17 protein-coding genes are annotated in these 18,898 nt (G+C 61.3%); 6 read left to right on the top strand and 11 right to left on the bottom strand.

Features of this window, described 5'->3' with window-relative positions; genetic code table 11:
* Positions 1 to 106 precede the first annotated feature (106 nt).
* The gene (locus ACYVHC_RS19510) at positions 107 to 673 is read right to left on the bottom strand and encodes a hypothetical protein (protein WP_460615483.1); all 567 of its coding nucleotides are present in this window, start codon (positions 671 to 673) and stop codon (positions 107 to 109) included.
* 252 nt (positions 674 to 925) lie between these two features.
* Between ACYVHC_RS19510 and ACYVHC_RS19505 the strand changes: the two genes are divergently transcribed.
* On the top strand, positions 926 to 3,226 hold the full coding sequence (locus tag ACYVHC_RS19505) for a GH92 family glycosyl hydrolase (protein ID WP_460615482.1): 2,301 nt from the start codon (positions 926 to 928) through the stop codon (positions 3,224 to 3,226).
* 310 nt (positions 3,227 to 3,536) lie between these two features.
* Here ACYVHC_RS19505 and ACYVHC_RS19500 read toward each other — a convergent pair whose 3' ends face one another.
* Positions 3,537 to 4,505: a site-specific integrase gene (locus ACYVHC_RS19500; protein WP_460615481.1), complete on the bottom strand. Its 969-nt coding sequence runs from the start codon at positions 4,503 to 4,505 to the stop codon at positions 3,537 to 3,539.
* Positions 4,506 to 5,169: 664 nt separating this feature from the next.
* Between ACYVHC_RS19500 and ACYVHC_RS19495 the strand changes: the two genes are divergently transcribed.
* Positions 5,170 to 5,532 (top strand): hypothetical protein, encoded by a 363-nt coding sequence (locus ACYVHC_RS19495; RefSeq protein WP_460615480.1) that lies wholly within the window; start codon positions 5,170 to 5,172, stop codon positions 5,530 to 5,532.
* A gap of 126 nt (positions 5,533 to 5,658) precedes the next feature.
* Here ACYVHC_RS19495 and ACYVHC_RS19490 read toward each other — a convergent pair whose 3' ends face one another.
* Positions 5,659 to 6,036, bottom strand: coding sequence for a hypothetical protein (locus tag ACYVHC_RS19490; RefSeq protein WP_460615479.1), 378 nt, complete (start codon positions 6,034 to 6,036; stop codon positions 5,659 to 5,661).
* Between the two features lie 632 nt (positions 6,037 to 6,668).
* On the opposite strand from ACYVHC_RS19490, the gene ACYVHC_RS19485 reads away from it, so the two are divergent.
* From ACYVHC_RS19485 to ACYVHC_RS19470, 4 genes are all read left to right on the top strand, one after another.
* Positions 6,669 to 6,977 (top strand): hypothetical protein, encoded by a 309-nt coding sequence (locus ACYVHC_RS19485; RefSeq protein WP_460615478.1) that lies wholly within the window; start codon positions 6,669 to 6,671, stop codon positions 6,975 to 6,977.
* A gap of 254 nt (positions 6,978 to 7,231) precedes the next feature.
* Positions 7,232 to 7,456, top strand: coding sequence for a hypothetical protein (locus tag ACYVHC_RS19480; protein ID WP_460615477.1), 225 nt, complete (start codon positions 7,232 to 7,234; stop codon positions 7,454 to 7,456).
* A 77-nt stretch (positions 7,457 to 7,533) separates the two neighbouring features.
* Positions 7,534 to 7,902 carry a hypothetical protein gene (locus ACYVHC_RS19475; RefSeq protein ID WP_460615476.1) on the top strand — a complete coding sequence of 123 codons (369 nt, stop codon included), beginning with the start codon at positions 7,534 to 7,536 and terminating at the stop codon, positions 7,900 to 7,902.
* 231 nt (positions 7,903 to 8,133) lie between these two features.
* Positions 8,134 to 9,006, top strand: a complete 873-nt coding sequence (locus ACYVHC_RS19470) for an EamA family transporter (protein WP_460615475.1) — start codon at positions 8,134 to 8,136, stop codon at positions 9,004 to 9,006.
* Between the two features lie 40 nt (positions 9,007 to 9,046).
* On the opposite strand, the gene xylA is transcribed toward ACYVHC_RS19470, so the two are convergent.
* The 8 genes from xylA to ACYVHC_RS19430 form a co-directional block, all read right to left on the bottom strand.
* Positions 9,047 to 10,378, bottom strand: coding sequence for a xylose isomerase (gene xylA, locus ACYVHC_RS19465; RefSeq protein WP_460615474.1), 1,332 nt, complete (start codon positions 10,376 to 10,378; stop codon positions 9,047 to 9,049).
* Positions 10,368 to 11,879 (bottom strand): xylulokinase, encoded by a 1,512-nt coding sequence (locus tag ACYVHC_RS19460; protein WP_460615473.1) that lies wholly within the window; start codon positions 11,877 to 11,879, stop codon positions 10,368 to 10,370. Before ACYVHC_RS19460 ends, xylA begins: the two co-directional genes overlap by 11 nt.
* Positions 11,880 to 12,132: 253 nt before the next feature.
* Complete coding sequence (locus ACYVHC_RS19455; protein WP_460615472.1) at positions 12,133 to 13,194, bottom strand: acyltransferase family protein; 1,062 nt, start codon at positions 13,192 to 13,194, stop codon at positions 12,133 to 12,135.
* Complete coding sequence (locus ACYVHC_RS19450; RefSeq protein ID WP_460615471.1) at positions 13,187 to 14,956, bottom strand: class I adenylate-forming enzyme family protein; 1,770 nt, start codon at positions 14,954 to 14,956, stop codon at positions 13,187 to 13,189. Before ACYVHC_RS19450 ends, ACYVHC_RS19455 begins: the two co-directional genes overlap by 8 nt.
* Positions 14,957 to 15,008: 52 nt before the next feature.
* The gene (locus ACYVHC_RS19445) at positions 15,009 to 16,262 is read right to left on the bottom strand and encodes an acyltransferase family protein (protein ID WP_460615470.1); all 1,254 of its coding nucleotides are present in this window, start codon (positions 16,260 to 16,262) and stop codon (positions 15,009 to 15,011) included.
* Between the two features lie 266 nt (positions 16,263 to 16,528).
* On the bottom strand, positions 16,529 to 16,966 hold the full coding sequence (locus ACYVHC_RS19440; protein WP_460615469.1) for a hypothetical protein: 438 nt from the start codon (positions 16,964 to 16,966) through the stop codon (positions 16,529 to 16,531).
* A gap of 247 nt (positions 16,967 to 17,213) precedes the next feature.
* Entirely contained in the window at positions 17,214 to 17,687 is a 474-nt protein-coding gene (locus ACYVHC_RS19435) for a hypothetical protein (protein ID WP_460615468.1), read from the bottom strand.
* 169 nt (positions 17,688 to 17,856) lie between these two features.
* Positions 17,857 to 18,852, bottom strand: a complete 996-nt coding sequence (locus ACYVHC_RS19430) for a LacI family DNA-binding transcriptional regulator (RefSeq protein ID WP_460615467.1) — start codon at positions 18,850 to 18,852, stop codon at positions 17,857 to 17,859.
* Between the last annotated feature and the right edge of the window lie 46 nt (positions 18,853 to 18,898).

Here is an 18,898-nt window from a genome sequence, read left to right as displayed (position 1 = left end):
AGTCTAAGTCTAGCGCCGTCCGCCAGCTTCCGGCCTACCCGGTAAATTTGCGGGGTGGACAGGGGGCAGGCACTTTCTCAGGGAAACAGTGCAGCCGCCGCCTAGTTTAGGCGGCGGCCGCTTTGCGGCGTTCAGATTCTGCCTTTACCGCGGACTTGAAGTCCTCGTGGGCGTGCAGCTGGGGGAAGGCTTTCCAGACAGCGCCCGGGGCATCTCCGCTGCGCAGGCGCTGCAGGGCATCTCCGAGCAGGTCCGCTTCGGTAGGCTGCTGCGGGGCCGCCTTGGCTTCCGCCGTTAGCTGCTCGGATTCTTCCTCCCCAAAGAAGCCGTGCTGGTAGAGACCCGTGAGCTTAAGCACGGCCCGGCTCAGCGCCCGTTTCTCGGCCGTCTCGGCGAAGTAGCTGTTCCGGCAGTTCTCGGGTACCGCGCTGCCGTAGGTTTCCACCGTGGCCTCGTCCATGGTCGCTACGGCCTTAATGACCGCGTACTTGGGTTCGAGCTTCAGGGCTTTGTAGCTTACCCGGATGCCGTAGTAGGCCTGCACCTTTTCAATGCCGGAGCGGGTAAGGATGGTATAGTGCTGGTGCTGGAATACATCTTCCTTGATCAGGCCGCACTCTTTATAGAGGCTGTTAAGCTTGTCGGCTTTCGTGGCGGGGGCTTGTTTAGCCATGGGATTTACTAGGTAAAAGCTGGAGGAAAAGGAGACGGGGGTCGCATTCGTTTTTTACGCTCCACCCTTCGCTCCGTTGCCCGGGAAGCGGGGGAGGGCGCCGGGAAGCGGCATGGCAAGGGAGCCGTGGCTGAAAATAAGGCAATCCTGATTGCCGTTGGCATTACCGGCTTGCCCGCCCCGCAACAATGCGGGCGCCCTGCCCGGAATGCGTATTTTACCGTTCCTTTCCCGGCTTAAGCCCGCCCCGCTATGAAGTGCACAACCCGTTGGCTGCGTAATGCAGTACCGTTCCTACTATGTGGGCTGGCCGCCTGCACCAGCACCCGTAACCTACCGGCTCCCCGCCCGGCGGCGGAAAGCCTCACCCAGTACGTGGACCCGTACATCGGCACCGGATTTCACGGTCACGTATTTCTCGGGGCAAACGTGCCGTTTGGCGCTGTGCAGCTCGGCCCGGTGAACATCACCGAGGGCTGGGACTGGTGCTCGGGGTATCACTACTCGGATTCGACCATCGTCGGCTTTGCCCACACCCACCTGAGCGGTACCGGCATCGGCGATTTGGGCGACGTGTCGGTTATGCCCACAACCGGGCCGGTGCGCGTAACCGAGGGCCGGGTAAGCCGGCCTGAGCGCGGCTTCGTTTCGCTGTTTTCTCATAAGGAGGAGCAAGTAAAGCCCGGCTACTACGCCGTGCGCCTGCGGCGCTACGACATCAAGGCCGAGCTGACCGCCTCGGAGCGGGTGGGCTTCCACCAGTATACCTTTCCCCAATCCGACGCCTCGCACCTGATCATCGACCTGCAGCAGGGCACTGGCTGGGATTTGGCCACGGACACCCACATCGAGCAGCTCAACGACAGCACCCTTATCGGGTACCGCTTTTCCAAGGGCTGGGCCGTGGATCAGCGCCTCTACTTTGCGGCGGTGGTCTCCAAGCCCATCCGCCGCTTTGCCAGCCTGCAGGTGCTGGATACGCTGGGCAACACGGCCCCCGCGGCCACTGGCAACCGGCTCAAGGGGGTCATCACGTTTGCGACGCGGGCGGGGGAAGTCGTGCGGCTGAAAGTGGGCATCTCGCCCGTCAGCAGCGCGGGGGCGCTAGCCAACATTCGCGCCGAGATTCCGCACTGGAACTTCGGGAAAGTGGTGGCCCAGGCCGACGCTGCCTGGAACCGGGAGCTGCAGAAAGTGCGGATCCAGGCCGATGAGGTCCGCCTGAAAACGTTTTACACCGCCCTGTACCACACGATGATTGCCCCGTCCGTCTTCAATGACCACAACGGCGACTACCGGGGTACCGACCAGCAGGTGCACTCCAACCCGGGCTTTACGAGCCTGACCACGTTCTCTCTCTGGGACACGTACCGGGCCGCACATCCCCTGTTCACCCTGCTGCAGCCCGCGCGCGTCAACGACATGGTCAGCTCCATGCTGGCCATTTACCAGCAGCAGGGCAAGCTCCCCGTCTGGCATCTGATGGGCAACGAAACCAACTGCATGGTGGGCTACAGCGCCGTTCCCGTGGTAGTAGATGCTTACCTGAAGGGATTTAAAGGCTTCGACGCTGCCCTGGCCTACGAGGCCGTGCGCGCCACCGCCCTGCGCGATGAGGCGGGGCTGAAAGCTGTGAAAGAGCTGGGCTTTATTCCGGCCAACAGCGAGGTGGAAAGCGTTTCCAAGGGCCTGGAGTACGCCATGGCGGACTGGTGCATTGCCCAGATGGCCCGCCAGATGGGCAAGCAGCAGGACTACGCCTACTTTAGCCAGCGGGCCAATAACTACCGGCACTACTTCGATCAAAGCACGGGCTTTATGCGCGGCCGCGTGGGGCAGAACGAGTGGCGCACCCCCTTCGACCCGTTTAAATCGGTGCACCTGAAAAGCGACTTTACCGAGGGCAATGCCTGGCAGTATACGTGGCTTGTCCCCCAGGACGTCGAGGGGCTGATTGGCCTGCTCGGGGGCGAACAAAAGTTCAGCCGCAAGCTGGATTCGCTGTTTGTGGTGCAGGGCAATATGGGCGAGGAGGCTTCCCCCGACATTTCGGGCCTGCTGGGTATGTACGCCCACGGCAACGAGCCCGGCCACCACATTGCCTACCTGTTCAACTACGTCGGCCAGCCCTGGAAAACCGCCGACAAGGTGCGCTACATCACTGACCATTTCTACACGGCCCGGCCCGACGGTATTATTGGCAACGAGGACGTGGGCCAGATGTCGGCCTGGCACGTGTTCTCCACCCTGGGATTCTACCCGCTCAACCCCGCCAACGGCGCCTACGTGTTCGGCAGCCCGGCCGTGGAGCACGCCACCCTCCAGCTGGGCAGCGGCAAAACCCTGCGCATTCACGCCAGCAACAACAGTTCCACTAACAAGTACATCCAGGGCGTCACGCTCAACGGCCGGCTTTACCCCAAATCCTACATTACCCACCGGGAGTTACTGCAGGGCGGCACCCTTACGTTTGAAATGGGACCTACCCCAAGCGCTACCTGGGGCGTGGCCCCCGCCGACCGGCCCCGGTCCGTGATGGCGGGGCGTCGATAGTTCTTTGCCCACTTGCTGCCTTACCCAGTACGGACCCAAGCTCCGATTGCCCTTACCTTATACTAGTACTGGTTAGGCTGCGCGCAATCCTTCAAAGGGAAAAAGCGCGGGGGCTGCTGGTAGCGGGGGCGCCCGAGCTTTCGCGGCACGGAGCCGCCGCTGGCTTTAGTAGCAAACTATCAGGCAAACTTAGTACCGATAATGCTCAATTGTCGGTACTAAGTTTGGGTCAAAAAACCGGCTTTTTGGCCGGATTTCCAACCTCGCATTTTGCCGTCCTGATTTGTCCAGTTGAAGAGGACTTGCCCGGCTAGAGCCCGAGCTCCTTGGCCGAGTTGTGCTGGCGCACATTGTCGAGTCGGGTATAGCGCCGGATCATCGCACTCGTCTTGTGCTTGGTCTGGTTCATGACCTTGGAGTCGTCGGCGCCGTTGAGCTTGGACACCGTCACGAACGACGCCCGCAGCGAGTGCGCCGTGTACTGACTGCCCAGGTACTGCTGCACAATCAGGTTGGTGTACTTGGTCGTCATGCGCCGGGTCGTCACCTGGTTGTTGCGGCGCATCGACACAAACACCGGGCCCTCGGTACGACCCAGCATCCGCAGCCAGGCCTGCAGCGAACGAATCGGACACAGCGCCGAATCCGGCGAGTAGAAAATCGCTTTCTCCTCGGCCTGCCCCAGCTGGTTGGTTTTGCTGTGGGGCAACGTCACCACCAAGCCGTCCTCATCAAAGGCCAAATCCTCGATGTTGAGCGCTTCCAGCTCCGAGCGGCGAAATGCGCCGGTGAAGCCGAGCAAGAGCAACGCCCGGTTGCGCAGCCCGGCCGGCACCGTTACATCGATGCTCTTAATGGTGCGTTTAAAGGAATCCAGCGAAAACGCGGGCGCCTGCTTTTGGCGGGTCTTGATTTCGCGGGCAATGCCCTTGAGCAGCACCTTGAGTTTCTTGTCGGTGGTAGGCGACTCCACGCCGGCCAGCTCGTGGGCCTTGGCAATGGCGGCGCCGTGCCGCTCGATGGTCGCGTACTTCTTGCCCGCGTCCGCGAGCTCGGTCAGAAATCCGACCAACGCCTCCACCGAAGCCGGCAGCGCCGCCATCTCGTGCAAGGCGCACCAGGTGGTGAAGCGCTTCCAGTCGCCGGCGTAGGCGCGCACGGTGTTCGCCGCGCCGCGCAGGCCCGAGGCGATGTAACGGTGGGTGGATTCCACCAGGTGGGCGGGCACCTGGGCGGCGGCCGGAGACTGAACGACGGGGAGCAGATTCTCAGTAGCCATATATATAAGGAGTAGCGCGCCCAAAAAACGGGGTGAAACACCAAGTTACGCTAAGGACCGATAAGAGAACCTTATCAGTCCTTATATAGGCAGACACAAACTCGTTGGGATGTTCCCCGATAGACAATTTAAGCGGCAGGATAGAATGCTGGATTCTAGATTGTGTAAAAAACACCTTCGACTTTCTGCGAGAGTTCGCTTTGTTATAAAGCAGCGCCTGCTTGCCTTAAACCAAGTGCAGCTTAATAACTTCTCTTAACTGCCCTAGACTCTGTGTTGACTCAGGGCTACCCAAAAGCCGATGCCGTAGTAACTGGTAGGAAAGAAGAACCGCTCGTGCCTGGGGTAACCCCATCAGCTGACTTTCCAGAACGATTAAAGAATGCGAGCGGGCGGATGCGGACGTCGAACAGAACATTTGCTATCCTACCACCGATGCTGGTTTTAATACTGCAAGCAGAAGGTTGCGCCGCATTATCTCTCCTAAGCAGTAAGAAAAGCTACTAAGCAATCCTGCTAAGTAGCGCGGAGTAGAGACTAGCTAGTGCTTGCGCCTGGCTTAAGGCGGATTTAAATCAACTCCATATTTTACTATTTATATTAGCAATACAAACCAATATAATTAGCTGACGTATACAGCTTAGAATCAACTTTTGTATAGGCTATGAAAATTTCAATTGAGAAAGGACAGGAAAAAGGATTTTTGCCCGACGGTCGCCACACCGTGGAAATCACCGGGATTGAGGAAGGTCAAAGCGAGCATCAGAACGTTCCCTTCTTCGCCGCCCGCATGGAAAACGAAGAGGGCTTTGTAACCCAACGGTTTTATACCTCCGCTGCTGCTATGCCCATTCTGCTTTCACTTTACGCGGCAGTGGGAATTCATCCGGAAGCTGGTAAGGATTTGGACACTAAGCAGCTATTAGGCAAGCGCGTATCAGTGGAAATAGGAGAGCACAGCTACTCCGACCCTGCTACCGGTAATGAGCGCACAATCAAACAAGCAACTGGCTTCCGCACTGCCTAAGCCTCATGCATTCGCCAAAGCACTACATCCTCGCTCCTTTATTGGAGCGGGGATGTAGTGCTTTATAATTAGGCTGCACAATGGCAGCGCGGTGCTATATCTGAGCTTGAAGAACCTAACCTGGTCCTAGTCAAACCGGTCGAGCGAGAAATGGCCGCCGGCCGATACCTTGCCATCCGGGCCCCGCTGCCCGCTGAAAATAAGGCCGTCGCACTCCTCGCCCTTGGTGTTGTAAAACAGCATGCCGGGGTGGGGACGGCGGTAGTCCAGGTGCTCGCCGTCGATTGTCACGCCCTGGGGAAAGCGCTCCTGATTGCTCATAATCATCTTGACCGTCCCATCCCGCTCCACCAGGTTCAGGCGCTCCACCGTGATTTCCCCGAAGCGGACGGGCTTGTCCGGCTGGCTGAAGGCGAAGAGCAGCCCCGCGGCGGGAGTTAGCGTGGCCGCCAGCGCATAGGCTTTAAGAAATTTCACGTCGCGTGTAAGTTGCTGGGTTGTCATGGGCTAGGGGTTAAAGTGATTGATACCCCTAAGCTGGGACCCCGAGCCCGGTCCTGCTTGCCCTTTCGCGCCGGTGCCGGAAAAAAAGCGTGAGTGCCGGAAATACCCCCGCGAATGCCGGCCGAAACCTAGGGCGCTACCTGCCCGAAAGTCCACCGTTTAGCAGCCCGTAAGACCTGCCGGCACCCGGACACGCAAGGTCGGGGTTCGTGGGCTTTGGCCGGATCATCACCTTGCCCGCCTAGGCAGCGGCCGGGGCCCCGGCTCGGGTCACGATGACATAAGCCTCAGCGGCCGCGCTGGCCCCGGTGCTCAGTCCGGATAATCTGGTACGCCGGCAAAAACGGTAGCAAAGCCAAGACAAGGGCTGTGACGACCAGTTATTGCCCCCTCCCACCTGTTGGGTGGCAAGTATGGAAGTTTGGATGGCAGTGGGCTACCGCAGGGTTAGTTAAAAATAATTTAGTAGCAGAATGCTTCGACCAACTGGCCACGGAGAACGATAAAACAGGACAATTGCCGGATAAAAAGAAGAACTAGCGTCCGAAGTGCTTTTTTGGGAGCACACCTGCCTTCTGCGGCCGCAACCATTTAAGGTGCTGCTAGTATCGGGCAGTGTATCGCCTCCTTTTATGCGCCCCCTGCCCCCTGCTCATACCGCTGTTTCTTTCCCGCGTGAAACCCTTATTCTGCGGATGCTTTACGGCGAGCTGCTGAAGTTGTCTGCTCCCGTACCGTACCGGGAAGCCCGGTTGCGGCGCATAGCCAACCAGCTGGAGTACGTGCTACTCAGCTGGCCCGCCGACCGGTGGCCGGAATATTCGGTGCAGGGCAACCCGGTGCCTGCTCCGGCCGCCTTACTGCAGCGGCTAGTTAACCCGCCTCCTTTGGGCGGTGCCCAACAGCAGCACCTGCTGGACATTGTCCGGCTGCTGATCTAACATGGTGGCCGTTAGCAGGCCATGGCTTCCTGAACTCCCGGGCCTAACCGGCTTGCCCCCCGCAGTGGGGAAGTAGGGTCAGCTGGCGCCATTTCCGGAGCAGTGCTGAGGGCCAGCACCCGGGCCCGGCCGGGCTATCTGCTTGGGGGATTTTCCTTGACAAGATTTGCTCAAACTCCGCGCAACATTTTTCCGGGATCTGGGGTAGACAGCGGGCTGGTGTTCCTGCAAAGGGATTCGAACATTTCCGACCCATGATGCTTTTACTATTTGCGTTGCTGTTCTGCTGCTTAGCAGCTAATCGGGAGGGCGTCTGGACTCGCTATTCCTCCCAGGATATTGTTCGCTGGCAAACGGCTGCCAGCCGCGAAACCACTCAGGAAACAGAAAATGAGGGGGCAGCCTCGTCGGCAGCGGTTACCCCAGGCCCCGGTAAACATCCGGTAAACTCAGCCCGGGAACTGCAGCTGGCCGGTTAGCGGACTTTCGCGATTACGGATTTGACGGGTGGAGCTGCTGGTACCGGCAATTGGGAGTGCTTTAAGCTTGAAGTTTTATGGTACACGTACAGCGCGAGCGGCTTACCGACAGTTTTCTGTTGATCTTAACGGAGGGAGGTCCCGGACCGGAGTTTGAGCTGGAGCGCGCCCTGTACCGGGGAGTGAGAAGCGGTAAGCCCGCCATCTGGATTGACTGTAGCCAGCTGGCCGGCTTTTCGGAGGAGGCCGCCGATTTGTTACTGGCCTACCAGGGCCACCTGCCCACCGTGGGTATTGAACTCGTGCTCAGCCACGTCAGTGAGGTAGGACACCAGGCATTACGGCGGGCTGCCCATCGCGACCCGTTGCCCCGGGTGGTGCTTTCTCTATTGGATGCCCCTACCCCGCCCCCACCCGGAAAGAGCAGCAGCTATTTTAAAAGTTAGCTTCCTAATGTTGTCAGCTACAGCAACCTCCTGGTGCTCCGCGCCGGTAATTCTGACGTTTGCCAGTTGCGTAGGCCTAGCGTAGCAAGCATGCCTGGGCTGGCTGAACCTCTAAAGCCCCCAACCCAGGGGCGGCCGGGCGTGGTGGGGGCTGTGCAGGGTATACCAAGTGGTGAGGAACGGGTGGTATCTTGCCGGCCCTAACCGGGAAGATTCTCTTCAATGCCCGCCATGCCTGTCTCACCACGCTTTTCCCTGCCCGCCCTGCCGGCCGTGCTGCTCTCCATTATCAGCGTGCAGGGAGGCGCGGCCCTCGCCAAGGGCCTGTTTCCGGTAGTGGGAGCGGCCGGTACCGTCAGTCTGCGCATCGGGCTGTCGGCCCTGTTTCTGCTGGCCGTGGTGCGCCCCCGGATGGCCCGCCTCACGTCCGTGCAGTGGCGGGCCATCGGGCCCTACGGCTTGGCTCTGGGGGCCATGAACTTCCTGTTCTATTGCGCCCTGAGCCGCATCCCGCTGGGTCTGGCCGTCACCCTGGAGTTTATTGGCCCCCTGGTGCTGGCCCTGGCCGGCTCCCGACGGAAGCTGGATGCCGTCTGGGTTGGGCTGGCGGGCGGGGGAATCGCCCTGCTGGCCCCCTGGACCGGGGCGGGCATCGACCTGCTGGGCATGGCCTTTGCGCTGGCGGCCGGCGCCTGCTGGGCCGTGTACATTGTGCTGGGGCAGCGCGCGGCCGCGCTGGTGCCCGGCCCGGTGGCCGTCACCGTGGGCATGCTCTTTGCCGCCCTGCCCGTCCTGCCCTTCGGCATTGCCAGCGGCTTTGTGCTGCACCTGACCCCCACCCTGGTTTTGCTGGGAGCGGGGCTGGCCCTGTTTTCCAGCGTGCTGCCTTTTTCCCTGGAAATGCTGGCTCTGAAAACCATGCCTACCCGCACCTTCAGCATCCTGATGAGCCTGGAACCGGTGGCGGCAGCCCTTTCCGGCTGGCTGCTGCTCGGGGAGCTGCTTACCCCAGGGCAGTGGCTGGCGGTGGGCTGTATAGTGGTAGCCAGTGCCGGGGCTACCTTGTTTGGTACGCGGCCGCAGCCAGTGCTCTCCGGCGAGTAGCTGCGCTAACACCTGCCCGGGCCCGGTCAGTTGTCAGTCGTTAGATGTACTGGTTGATAATGCTTTCCAGCCACTCCTGCTTGCCGCTCCGAACGGTGGGCTCGCCCGACGTAAGGGCATGCCCGCGCAGATCCGGCAGGGTAAGCCGCCCCTGTTCAAATGCTGCCCCTTCCCCACGGTCAAACGAGGCGTAACGCTCCCGGCGGAACGCGCGGTAGGGCGACTGCTCCAGGATTTCGGAGGCCACTACCAGGGCCCGGGCGAAGCTGTCCATGCCGCTGATGTGGGCGATAAAGATGTCCTCCAGGTCGGTGGAGTTGCGGCGGGTTTTGGCGTCGAAGTTGATGCCGCCGGGCCTGATACCGCCGTGCTCTAAAATGATGAGCATGGCCTCGGTCAGCTCGTTCAGGTTGGTGGGAAACTGGTCGGTGTCCCAGCCGTTCTGATAATCCCCGCGGTTGGCGTCAATTGAGCCCAGCATGCCCGCATCGGCGGCCACCTGCAGCTCGTGCTGAAAGGTGTGCCCGGCCAGGGTAGCGTGGTTAACTTCCAGGTTCAGCATAAAGTCCTGCTCCAGGCCATGTTCCTTTAAAAAGCCGATAACGGTGGCCGCGTCGAAGTCGTACTGGTGCTTGGTGGGCTCGGCGGGCTTGGGCTCGATAAAGAACTTGCCGGTAAAGCCTTGCTTGCGGGCGTAGTCCCGGGCCATGGTCAGAAAACGGCCCAGGTGCTCCCGCTCCCGCTTCATGTTGGTGTTGAGCAGGGTCATGTAGCCTTCCCGTCCCCCCCAGAACACGTAGTTCTCGCCGCCCAGGGCGATGGTGGCGTCCAGGGCATTCAGCACCTGCGTGCCGGCATGGGCCACCACCTGAAAGTCAGGGTTCGTGGCGGCCCCATTCATGTAGCGCGGGTGTGAAAATACGTTGGCCGTGCCCCAGAGCAGCTTGACGCCGCTGGCCCGCTGGTGCTCCCGGGCATACTCCACAATGGAGCGCAGGTTGCGCTCGTACTCCGAGAGGGAGGCTCCTTCCTCCACCAGGTCCAGGTCGTGGAAGCAGTAGTAGGGGGTGCCGAGTTTGGTGAAGAACTCGAAGGCGGCATCCATTTTATCCCGGGCGCGGCCCATGATTTCGGGGTGCTGGTCCCAGGCAAACTGCTTGGTGCCGGGCCCGAAGGGGTCGCCGCCGGTGCCGGTGAACGTATGCCAGTACGAAACCGCGAAGCGCAAATGCTCCTGCATAGTTTTGCCGGCCACCAGCCGGTTGGCGTCGTACCACTTAAAAGCCAGGGGGTTGTCGGAGGCGCGGCCTTCGAAGCGAATGGCCGGAATACCAGGAAAGGACTCGGAGGTAGCAAGGGGACTAGCAGCCATACGGAGGAGGAGTGGGAGGTGGTAGAATAGAAGATAGCTGGTGCTGCCAACGGGCAAAGGCCGTGTGATACTGCTCCTGCAGCCGGGGCGTGGGCTCTAGGGTAAGCCGGTGCTCCAAGCCTACAAAGGCTTCGGCCGGACTAGCGTACACGCCGGCCCCTACCCCGGCTCCGCGTGCCGCGCCCTGGGCCGCATCGGTGTTGTAGAGTTCCAGCTCCACGCCGGTGCAGTTCACAAAGGCCTCCCGGAATACCGGGCTCAGAAACATGTTGGCGTGGCCGGCCCGCACCCGCTGCCCCGGCACACCCGCCTGGCGCATAATCTCCAGGCCGTAGGCGAGGGCGAATACAATGCCTTCCTGGGCTGCCCGCAGCAGGTGGGAACGGCCGTGCACGTTGAAGTTCAGGTTGCGCAGCTCGGCGCGGGCCGGTTGGTTTTCCAGCAGGCGCTCCGCCCCGTTGCCGAAGGGCAGGAAGGTGAGTCCCTCCGCGCCTACCGGCGCCTCAGCAGCCAGCCGGTTCATCTCGTCGTAGGGGATGTCGCCTACCATCTGGCGCAGCCAGCGGTTAAGGCTGCCTGTGCCGTTTACGCACAGAAGCACCCCGTTTCTGGGAAGCTCGGGCGTGCTGTTCACGTGCACGAACGTATTCACGCGGGAGCGGGGGTCGGCGGTGGGCGTATCGCTGATGCCGTACACTACCCCACTGGTGCCGGCGGTAGCGGCTATTTCGCCGGGCTGCAGCACGTTCAGGGAAAAGGCGTTGTTGGGCTGGTCCCCGGCCCGGTAGCTCAGGGGGGTGCCGGCGTGCAGCCCCAGCTCCCGGGCTGCTTCGGACGTTAGGCGTCCCTGCTCCGAGAAGGTAGCCACCACCTCGGGCAGCAACTCGCGGCTGATACCGTAGTAGTCTAGCAGATCCTGGGCCACGGCCTGCTCGCGGAAGTTCCAGAAGACGCCCTCCGATAAGCCCGACACCGTGGTTTGCAGCCGGCCCGTCATCCGGTAGGCGATGTAGTCACCGGGCAGCTGAATTTTGTAAATGCGCTCGTACAGGTCGGGCTCGTTTTCCCGCACCCACTTCAGCTTGGAGGCCGTGAAGTTGCCGGGCGAGTTCAGGTAGTTGCGCAGGCAATGATCCTGGCCCAACTCGGTGAATGCTTTATTGCCCAGGTCCACGGCCCGGCTGTCGCACCAGATGATGGCGGGTCGCAGCACCGTGCCTTGCTGGTCGAGCAGGACAAGGCCGTGCATTTGGTAGGTGATGCCAATGCCGGCCACCAGGGAACTATCGAAAGCGTATTGCTGCCGGAGCTGATGGGTGGCAGACACCACTTCCTGCCACCAGCGCTCCGGCGGCTGCTCGGCCCAACCCGGCTTGGGCCCAGTTATCTCCAGTTCGGTGCCAGGCGTTGAGGCGGCCGCCACGCACCGCCCCGTGTCAACCGAGAGCAGCGAGGCTTTAATAAACGAACTGCCGATGTCGTAGCCGAGCAGATATTTCATGGGCGGGGTCAGAGAAAAAGCCGAAAGGCTGGGTTGGGTAACTTACAGCTTTACGGTCAATTTCCTGCTCGGATACCCTGCGTGCCTCGGGGCGCCCGAATGGGCCCGCCCTCCATCTGCTAGAATCTGCCAGCCGGGTAATACAGATGTAAGAGGCAATGCCACTACGGTAACCCGAGACGGGGGGGACGTCGTAAGGCCGTGACCTGGCACGCCCCCCGAACCTGCCGCAAGGCCGTGCCCAGAGGGCAGCTCAGGCATTGGCCGTCAGCACCCGGGTCGGCTTGCGCTTGCGTTGAAGCCAGCTGGCCAATCGCTCCAGCAGTAGAATCTGGGCAAAGGTTAAGCCGATGCACAGGGCCGTATGGGTGGGTGAGATGACCGGCTCAGTAGAGCCCAGCAGCCACCGGTTGAAGACGATAAGGGGCCAGTGGACAAAAAACAGAAACATGCTCAGGCGCCGCAGATACTTGTGGTAGGGCTTTACCCACGGACTGTTTACCTGCAGCAGCCCATAAAAAAGCACCAGCGTCAGGGGCAGGTGAGCGAACAGCATGCTGAACGGGTAACCAGTGGGATACTGCCGCCGGATCAGGACGAGCTCCAGGGCGCTCCACAACAGGGTGGGCACGAGCAGGCGCCACTTGTTGAGCTGCACGAAACCCGTTTCCCACTTGGCAATGCAGATGCCGGCAAACACATATGGCAGCCCGTTGATTAGGTGGTTCTGGATAAGGGCTTTCAGCAGCCCCCAGTGCCGGTAGGTATCCCAGGACGCGGTGCCTAGCACGTGCTGACTTAGCCCGTGGAGGGGCCCGAGAATACTGGCGGCCACTAGGTAGCCCAGCAGCGTAAAGCCCCCGAGCAGGGCCAGCTGCCCGCGTCGTTCAGCCCAGTAACCCAGCACCATCGCCACCAGCATGGGGGGAATAAACCACAGCTGCACGTAGGGGCCGAGCACCAGAAATGGCTCCACGTAATACTTCAGGCTGCGGTGGGCGAAGGTGCCCGAGCGCACCACCGAAAGCGGATCGGTGAAAAACAACAGCAAACAGAACAGCCCGTACACCCGGCTTATCCACCCGACGTAGCTGCGAATATACCGTCCCGGATCCGGTGCCATCATCCAGCCGTTGCAGGCCAGAAAGCCGGCCATCACGTAGAATGCCGGCACCACGATGGCGCAGAGCAGGCTAAAGCCAGGGATGTAGGAGTTGAGTTCATCGTTTAGCGGAAACTCCTTGATGTGGGTTAGTACCACCATCACGGCCCCGACAAACTTTAGTAGGGTTAAGCCCGGGTAGTATTTACGCATATTCCCGCTGGATCATTTGCTCGAGTTCGAGGCGTACTTCCGCCACGTCAATTTTGCCGGCCGCGTTCAGGGGCAGCGTTGGCAGCGACAAGAAATGCTGGGGAACTTTAAAGCTGGAAAGCGACGCGTGCAAGGCCTCCCGCAGCGCCGCCACCGACACGGCGCCGCCGTTGGTTTCGGTGAACGCTGCCCCCACCACTTCCCCGTACAGGGCATCGGGGATGCCCAGCACCAGCACGTCGTCAATGCCGGGCTGCTGCTTTATCAAGTGTTCAATCTCGGCCGGCGCAATCTTTTCGCCGCCCCGGGAAATAAGCTGCTTGAGCCGGTCGGTAATCATCAGGCAGTTCTGCGCATCCACGTAACCCAGGTCCCCGGTTTTAAACCAGCCTCCCTCTACCCGGTGCACCTGGTTGCTGCTGGCGTCCTGGTACGGCATCAGCCGGTGGCTGCGCACCAGAATCTCGCCTTCCTCCCCGGGCGGCAGCCAGGCTCCGCTCTGGGGGCTGCGGATGCCGACCTCTACCTGACGCGCAATTTTGCCGCCGATGCTGGCCGTAGTGCGGGAAAAAGCGGCCAGAGGAATTTCCCCATCTAGGTAGTTGAGGCGGCGCATCAGGCGCAGCAGCAGGGACACGGCCGGATGGCGGCGGTTAGGCACAAAGCAGGTGCCGTTGGCTACCGCCCCGGTTTCGGTGGAGCCGTAGCTGACGGCAAAGAAACACAGGTTCTGAAACCCCTGCAGCGCGCGCTCCAGCACGTGGGGCCGCAGGGCCGCCGAAGCAAAAAATACCCCGAGCACGCTGTCTAAGGAAGCAGGCGCCGCCGACTTCTGGGCTAGCATGGCCTGCATCATGTGCGGGGTGCCAATCAAAAACCGCGCTTTGGTCTGAGCAATGGCCGCTAGGCCCCGGATGGGGTTAAAACGGGCGAGCAAGGTGAGCGGCACGTTGCACACCTGCAGCGGCATAAGCATCATGCCGATGCCCGCCAGGTGGTGCAGGGGCAGCAGGCTCATAAAGCCAAATCGGTTTACATAGCGGTTGCCCTTGCGCGCCAGCAGCCGCTTAAAGGCGTTGGGCGGGCTGCCGGCCGACATGGGGTTGCGAGCCATAAAGGAAGCCGCCGACCGCACAATCCCTTTGGGCGTACCGGTGCTGCCGCTGGTAAAAAGCAGAAAAGCCGGGTCCTGCGCCGTCAGGGTTATCCGGTCTTCGGCGGCCGGGCCTTCAGGGTAGGTGCGGGACGTAAGCTCCTCGTAGGAGCGGAAGCCAGAGCCGACGGCTACGGCCGGGCCCTGCACAAACGCATGATGCGGTATCCAGCGGGCATCCGTGAGCGCATCCGGGCCGGGCTGGGCTGCTACCTCCGCCTGGAGCTGAAGGTAGCTCAGGTGGTGGTCGGCGGACCCCATGATAAACACTGCCGGCCGGGCCTCGCGCAGGCAAACCTTAAGCTCTTCTTTTTTCAGGTAAGTGCTAAGCGGAACGGCCACCCCCCCGGCCGTAATGGCCGCAAAAATACTGACGAGCAGTTCGGCACGCCCTTCCAGCAGGATAGCAACCCGGTCGTGCTTTTGCAGGCCCAGCCTCCGCAGGCCCGCCGCCACGGCCTGCACCTCTTCCCACAGCGCGTGCCACGTGCAGGTCTGCTCCCGCTCCGGAAACCGGTAGCAGGTGGCGTCAGGAAAATCACGGGCCCGCTGACGAAGCATACCCGGAATGGTGTTGGACTGAAACTGAAGTGAGCCGAGGGGGAGCATGAGGGGGGTAATCTACTAGGTGCTTCCACACGAGGAAGCCCGGGGGTACCGGTTACAGGTAACTATTCGCTTCCGCGGCGGGGGCAACTCCGGATGGCCTGAATCGGCCGAACCAGGCGTACGGCGCCAGGCGGCGACCGTTCAGCAGGTGGCCCAGGCGGGTGGTGCGCACCCAGTACTGGTAGGAAAGCAAGGAAATTCCAATGGTGCCGGCGCACACCAGCAGAAACTTAAGCAGGGCCGGCAGCGCCACCCCAATCAGCAGCCCGGGCAGCAGCAGTGTTAAGGGCAAATGCACCAGGTATACCCAATACGAAGCCTCGGACAGGTACCGAAACAGCTCCGAAGGCTGCTGCATGTAGCGTAAGGCCAGGCCAATAACGCCCCGTGATACCAGCCAGATAGCCGGGGCTGCCGCCGCCAGCTGAAGCAGGTGGGAATTGGCAAAGGCTGGGTGCAGAATCAAAAAGGCGTACCCCCCGGCGGTTGCCAGCCCCAGCCCCGTAGCGCCCCAGGCTTGCTGCCGTAGCGTACCCAGCAGGTGTTTGTGCCGAAACAGCAGCCAGCCAAAAACAAAAAACACGAAGTGAGCCAGCAAAATTGCCGGTGGGGGCAGGAAGGCATTGGTTCCCTCAATGCCGGTTGCGTCGTGGTAGGCCGGGCGCATGGGCACCATGGTTACCCAGGTCACAGCTGCCAGCAGCAGAAAGCCGGCGGGGTGGCGCACCAGGTGCTGAAACAGCCGGTCTACCCAGTCTTTGCCCGGTTGGGGCAGCCGCCGCATGGCCAGTACCACTAGGGTAATGGCCCCGTAGAACAGCACCAGAAAATACAGAAACCACAAATGAATCAGGCCCAGCTGCAGCACCAGCTGGGGAAACGTGAGGCTGTTTCGGGCCAGCAGGGCGCCGGAATGCAGCTGCTGCACTACGTGCGCAATGCCACTAGGCCCGCCAAGCATGGTAATGGCCGCACTTAAAACGGTTAGCGGAAAAAGCCCCACCCAACTCACGCCCAGAGGTAGCAAAACGCGCTTGATGCGGTTTTGCGCCATCCCCCGGGGCCCGGCAGTGTGCCAGGTCAAGCCCCCAAAAAAACCGGCCATCATAAAGAAAGTCGGCATTCGAAACAGGTGAATGAAAAAGCCCACGGCGCTCAGGACGAGCGTGTGCTGGGAGTCGTGAAAAGCGCTGTAGACGCTGAGGGTCCAGGTGGCGTAGGGCAGGCCCGCGTGCAGGACTACCCCCAGCAGCATGAGAACAGCCCGCAGGCCGTCCAGGGCGAAAAAACGTTCTTGGGAAAGCACAGGGTGTTCGAAGCAACAAGCAAACTCAACCATAAAGGTAAGAACTTGTTGTGTTTCTCAAACCCTGGCCAGCCCCGCGGGCCGCAGACAGTTGCTGCCCGCTGATGCCACCCGGCAAAACCTTTTGCCAGGCACGTCTGCTTAATGCCCACTTGGTAGACATTGCAAGGAGTTCTGATGCGGAATCTGGGCGCCAGCGGCAGTTTGCCCCTACCCTTCCGGCGGGCCCGGGCAGGTTATAGACCGGTGCCGAGGCAAGAACTACCTTAGCGCTGGGGGCGGCCAGCGCGCCCCGGCAGCCGGCGCTCCAGTAACCAGGCTACGGCGTCGGCTTCCAGCTCAAAGTACTGGTAGAGCACCGGGATGTCGCGCACGGCTGTAGTCACACTGCGCGTTGCCAACCGGGTGACGGCGTTTTCGGAAAGAATGACGGCCCCGAACCGATAGCCGCCCTCGGCTACGGCCCGGGGTAGCCACTGCTGCACCAGAAAGGTTTGCTCCGCCGGGGTAAAGGGGGACATGCCCCGCTGATCAACCAGCAGGCCGCCATCTCCCCGCCGCGCCAGCAGCCGGGTTACGTGCCCCAGCAGCGCAGCCAGCGCCTCGGGGTCGCGGGGACCTGGGTGATACGTGAGTCGGGCTACTCCTGCAGAGTCTTCGCTGGCCCGGCCAGCGGAATTTTCGTAATACACCCGGTGTGACATAGCGGCAAAGTTACACGGCGCAAAGGGCTGCGCAATCAACAGTCGAAAGGGCGTAAAAAACTGCGGCTCCGCCAAGCGGCCCGGGGATTGGGCTTCCAGTCCCACCAGGCGCTGACCGGGGCCGGGAGCCGGCTGGATGGCCTGCTAATGCCCTGGTGAGAGATACGGTTTAGGTCCCCGTTATGTCTGGTGGCGAATTAAAGGTAGCCGGGGCGGGGAGCATGCGGTTGCCGGGCCAGTTGCCCTTCTAGGGCTTGGCCTGGGGCCAGGTAAAGCTGAGACCCTTGGCATTGTCCGTGCGCAAGTCGATGTGACCGGAGGAGGGCTTGGGGGCAGTGGCATACCGCTGCAGGGTGCCATCTGGGGCTACTACTGCCAGATCCTGGTAGGGAATAAAGATGGTGAGCTGGTCGCCGGGCTCGTACGCGCGCTGCCAGGCGCTCAGATCCAGCTGGGGCTGGCTGACCAGCTTTGAAGGCAACACCGGCCGCCCCCGCCGCACCAAGGTTACCTGCGCGTTGCGGAAGCGGAAGCGCTGCTCGGGACAGCCGGCCGCCACCACCCTGAGGGTTAGATCCGGAACTAAGGATAGGCTCCTGGCAGGCAGTTCCTGGTTGTTGTGGAGCAGCTTTATTTCGGGCGTAGGGCAGCCCGATTGGGCCGAGGCAAAAAACGGCAGCAGCAGCAGCAGCAGCAGGGCAGCAAATAGGACTCGAGGCATAAGATCAGATAGCAAGGAAAGCATCAACCAGGAATAGACTATGGAGTACCGGGGTGCAAAAGGTATGGTAAGCGAAAGAGACCTACCCAACCGGTTACACCGGCAACGGCCTGACCTCCCCCTCTTCCTCTCCTTATTTCGGGGCGGCCCATACGGCCGCGCTGGGCTATTACTTTTTGCGCAGGGATGACTCGCGCAGCAGCACCTCGGGCTGCAGTACAATGCGGCGCGGGGAGAAGCGCCCCGTGGTATCGCCCATGATGTCCAGAAACAGCCGCACCGCGGACTGGCCCATCTGCTCGCAGTGCTGATCCACGGAAGTCAGGCGAGGCTCGGTTAGGGAAGTAAAGGTCTCGTTGCTGAAGCCGGCCAGGGCAATGTCCTCGGGCACCCTGATGCCCCGCTCCTTGAGCACCTGCAGCGCCCCGACGGCCGAAAAGTCGCTGGAGGAGAAAACAGCATCGGGTGGGTTGGGCAGGCGCAGCAGCTGTTTCATGCCATCCATGCCTTCCTCCAGGGTCATATCGCAGGTAAAAATGAGGTCATCCTCCGGGGCCAGGCCGTGGGAGCGCAGGGCATCGACGTAACCCTGCTGGCGCAGTTTGTAGATGTTCAGGTGCTGGGGTCCCGCAAAATGGGCAATGCGCCGGCAGCCTTGGTCCAGCAGGTGCCGCACCACGACGTAGGCGCCCTGGTGGTCGTCAATTACCACGGCGCTGGCCTGTACGTCATCGAGCATGCGGTCAAAAAACACCAGGGGAATGCCGCGCTTGGACACCTTCTCGAAGTGCCGGGAGTCATGGGTGGTGCGGGAAAGCGAAACGAGGATGCCCTCGACCTGAGCCTTGATAAGGGTGTCGATGTTTTTTCGCTCGCTTTCCACATCCTCGTTGGACTGGCAGATCATTACGTTGTAGCCGGCCTTGCGGGCCACACTTTCAATGCCGTGCATGACGGAGGAAAAAAAGTGCCCGTCAATGTGGGGCACCATAACGCCCAGCAGGTTGCTGCGACCCGTGCGCAGGCCCGCGGCCATGGTGTTGGGCTGGTAGTGCAGCTCCTGGGCGAGCTGCCAGACCCGCTTTTTCGTGGCCTCGCTGATGCTGTCGCTGTCGCTGAGGGCCCGCGAAACCGTGGAAACGGACACGTTTAGCTGCTTGGCCATATCGGCAATGGATGCCCGGTTGCTTGCCACTGGAGTTCGGAATTAG

The sequence above is a fragment of the Hymenobacter seoulensis genome (assembly GCF_054780535.1).
Note: the sequence above shows the minus strand (reverse complement) of the source record. Positions and strands in the feature narration are given on the sequence as shown.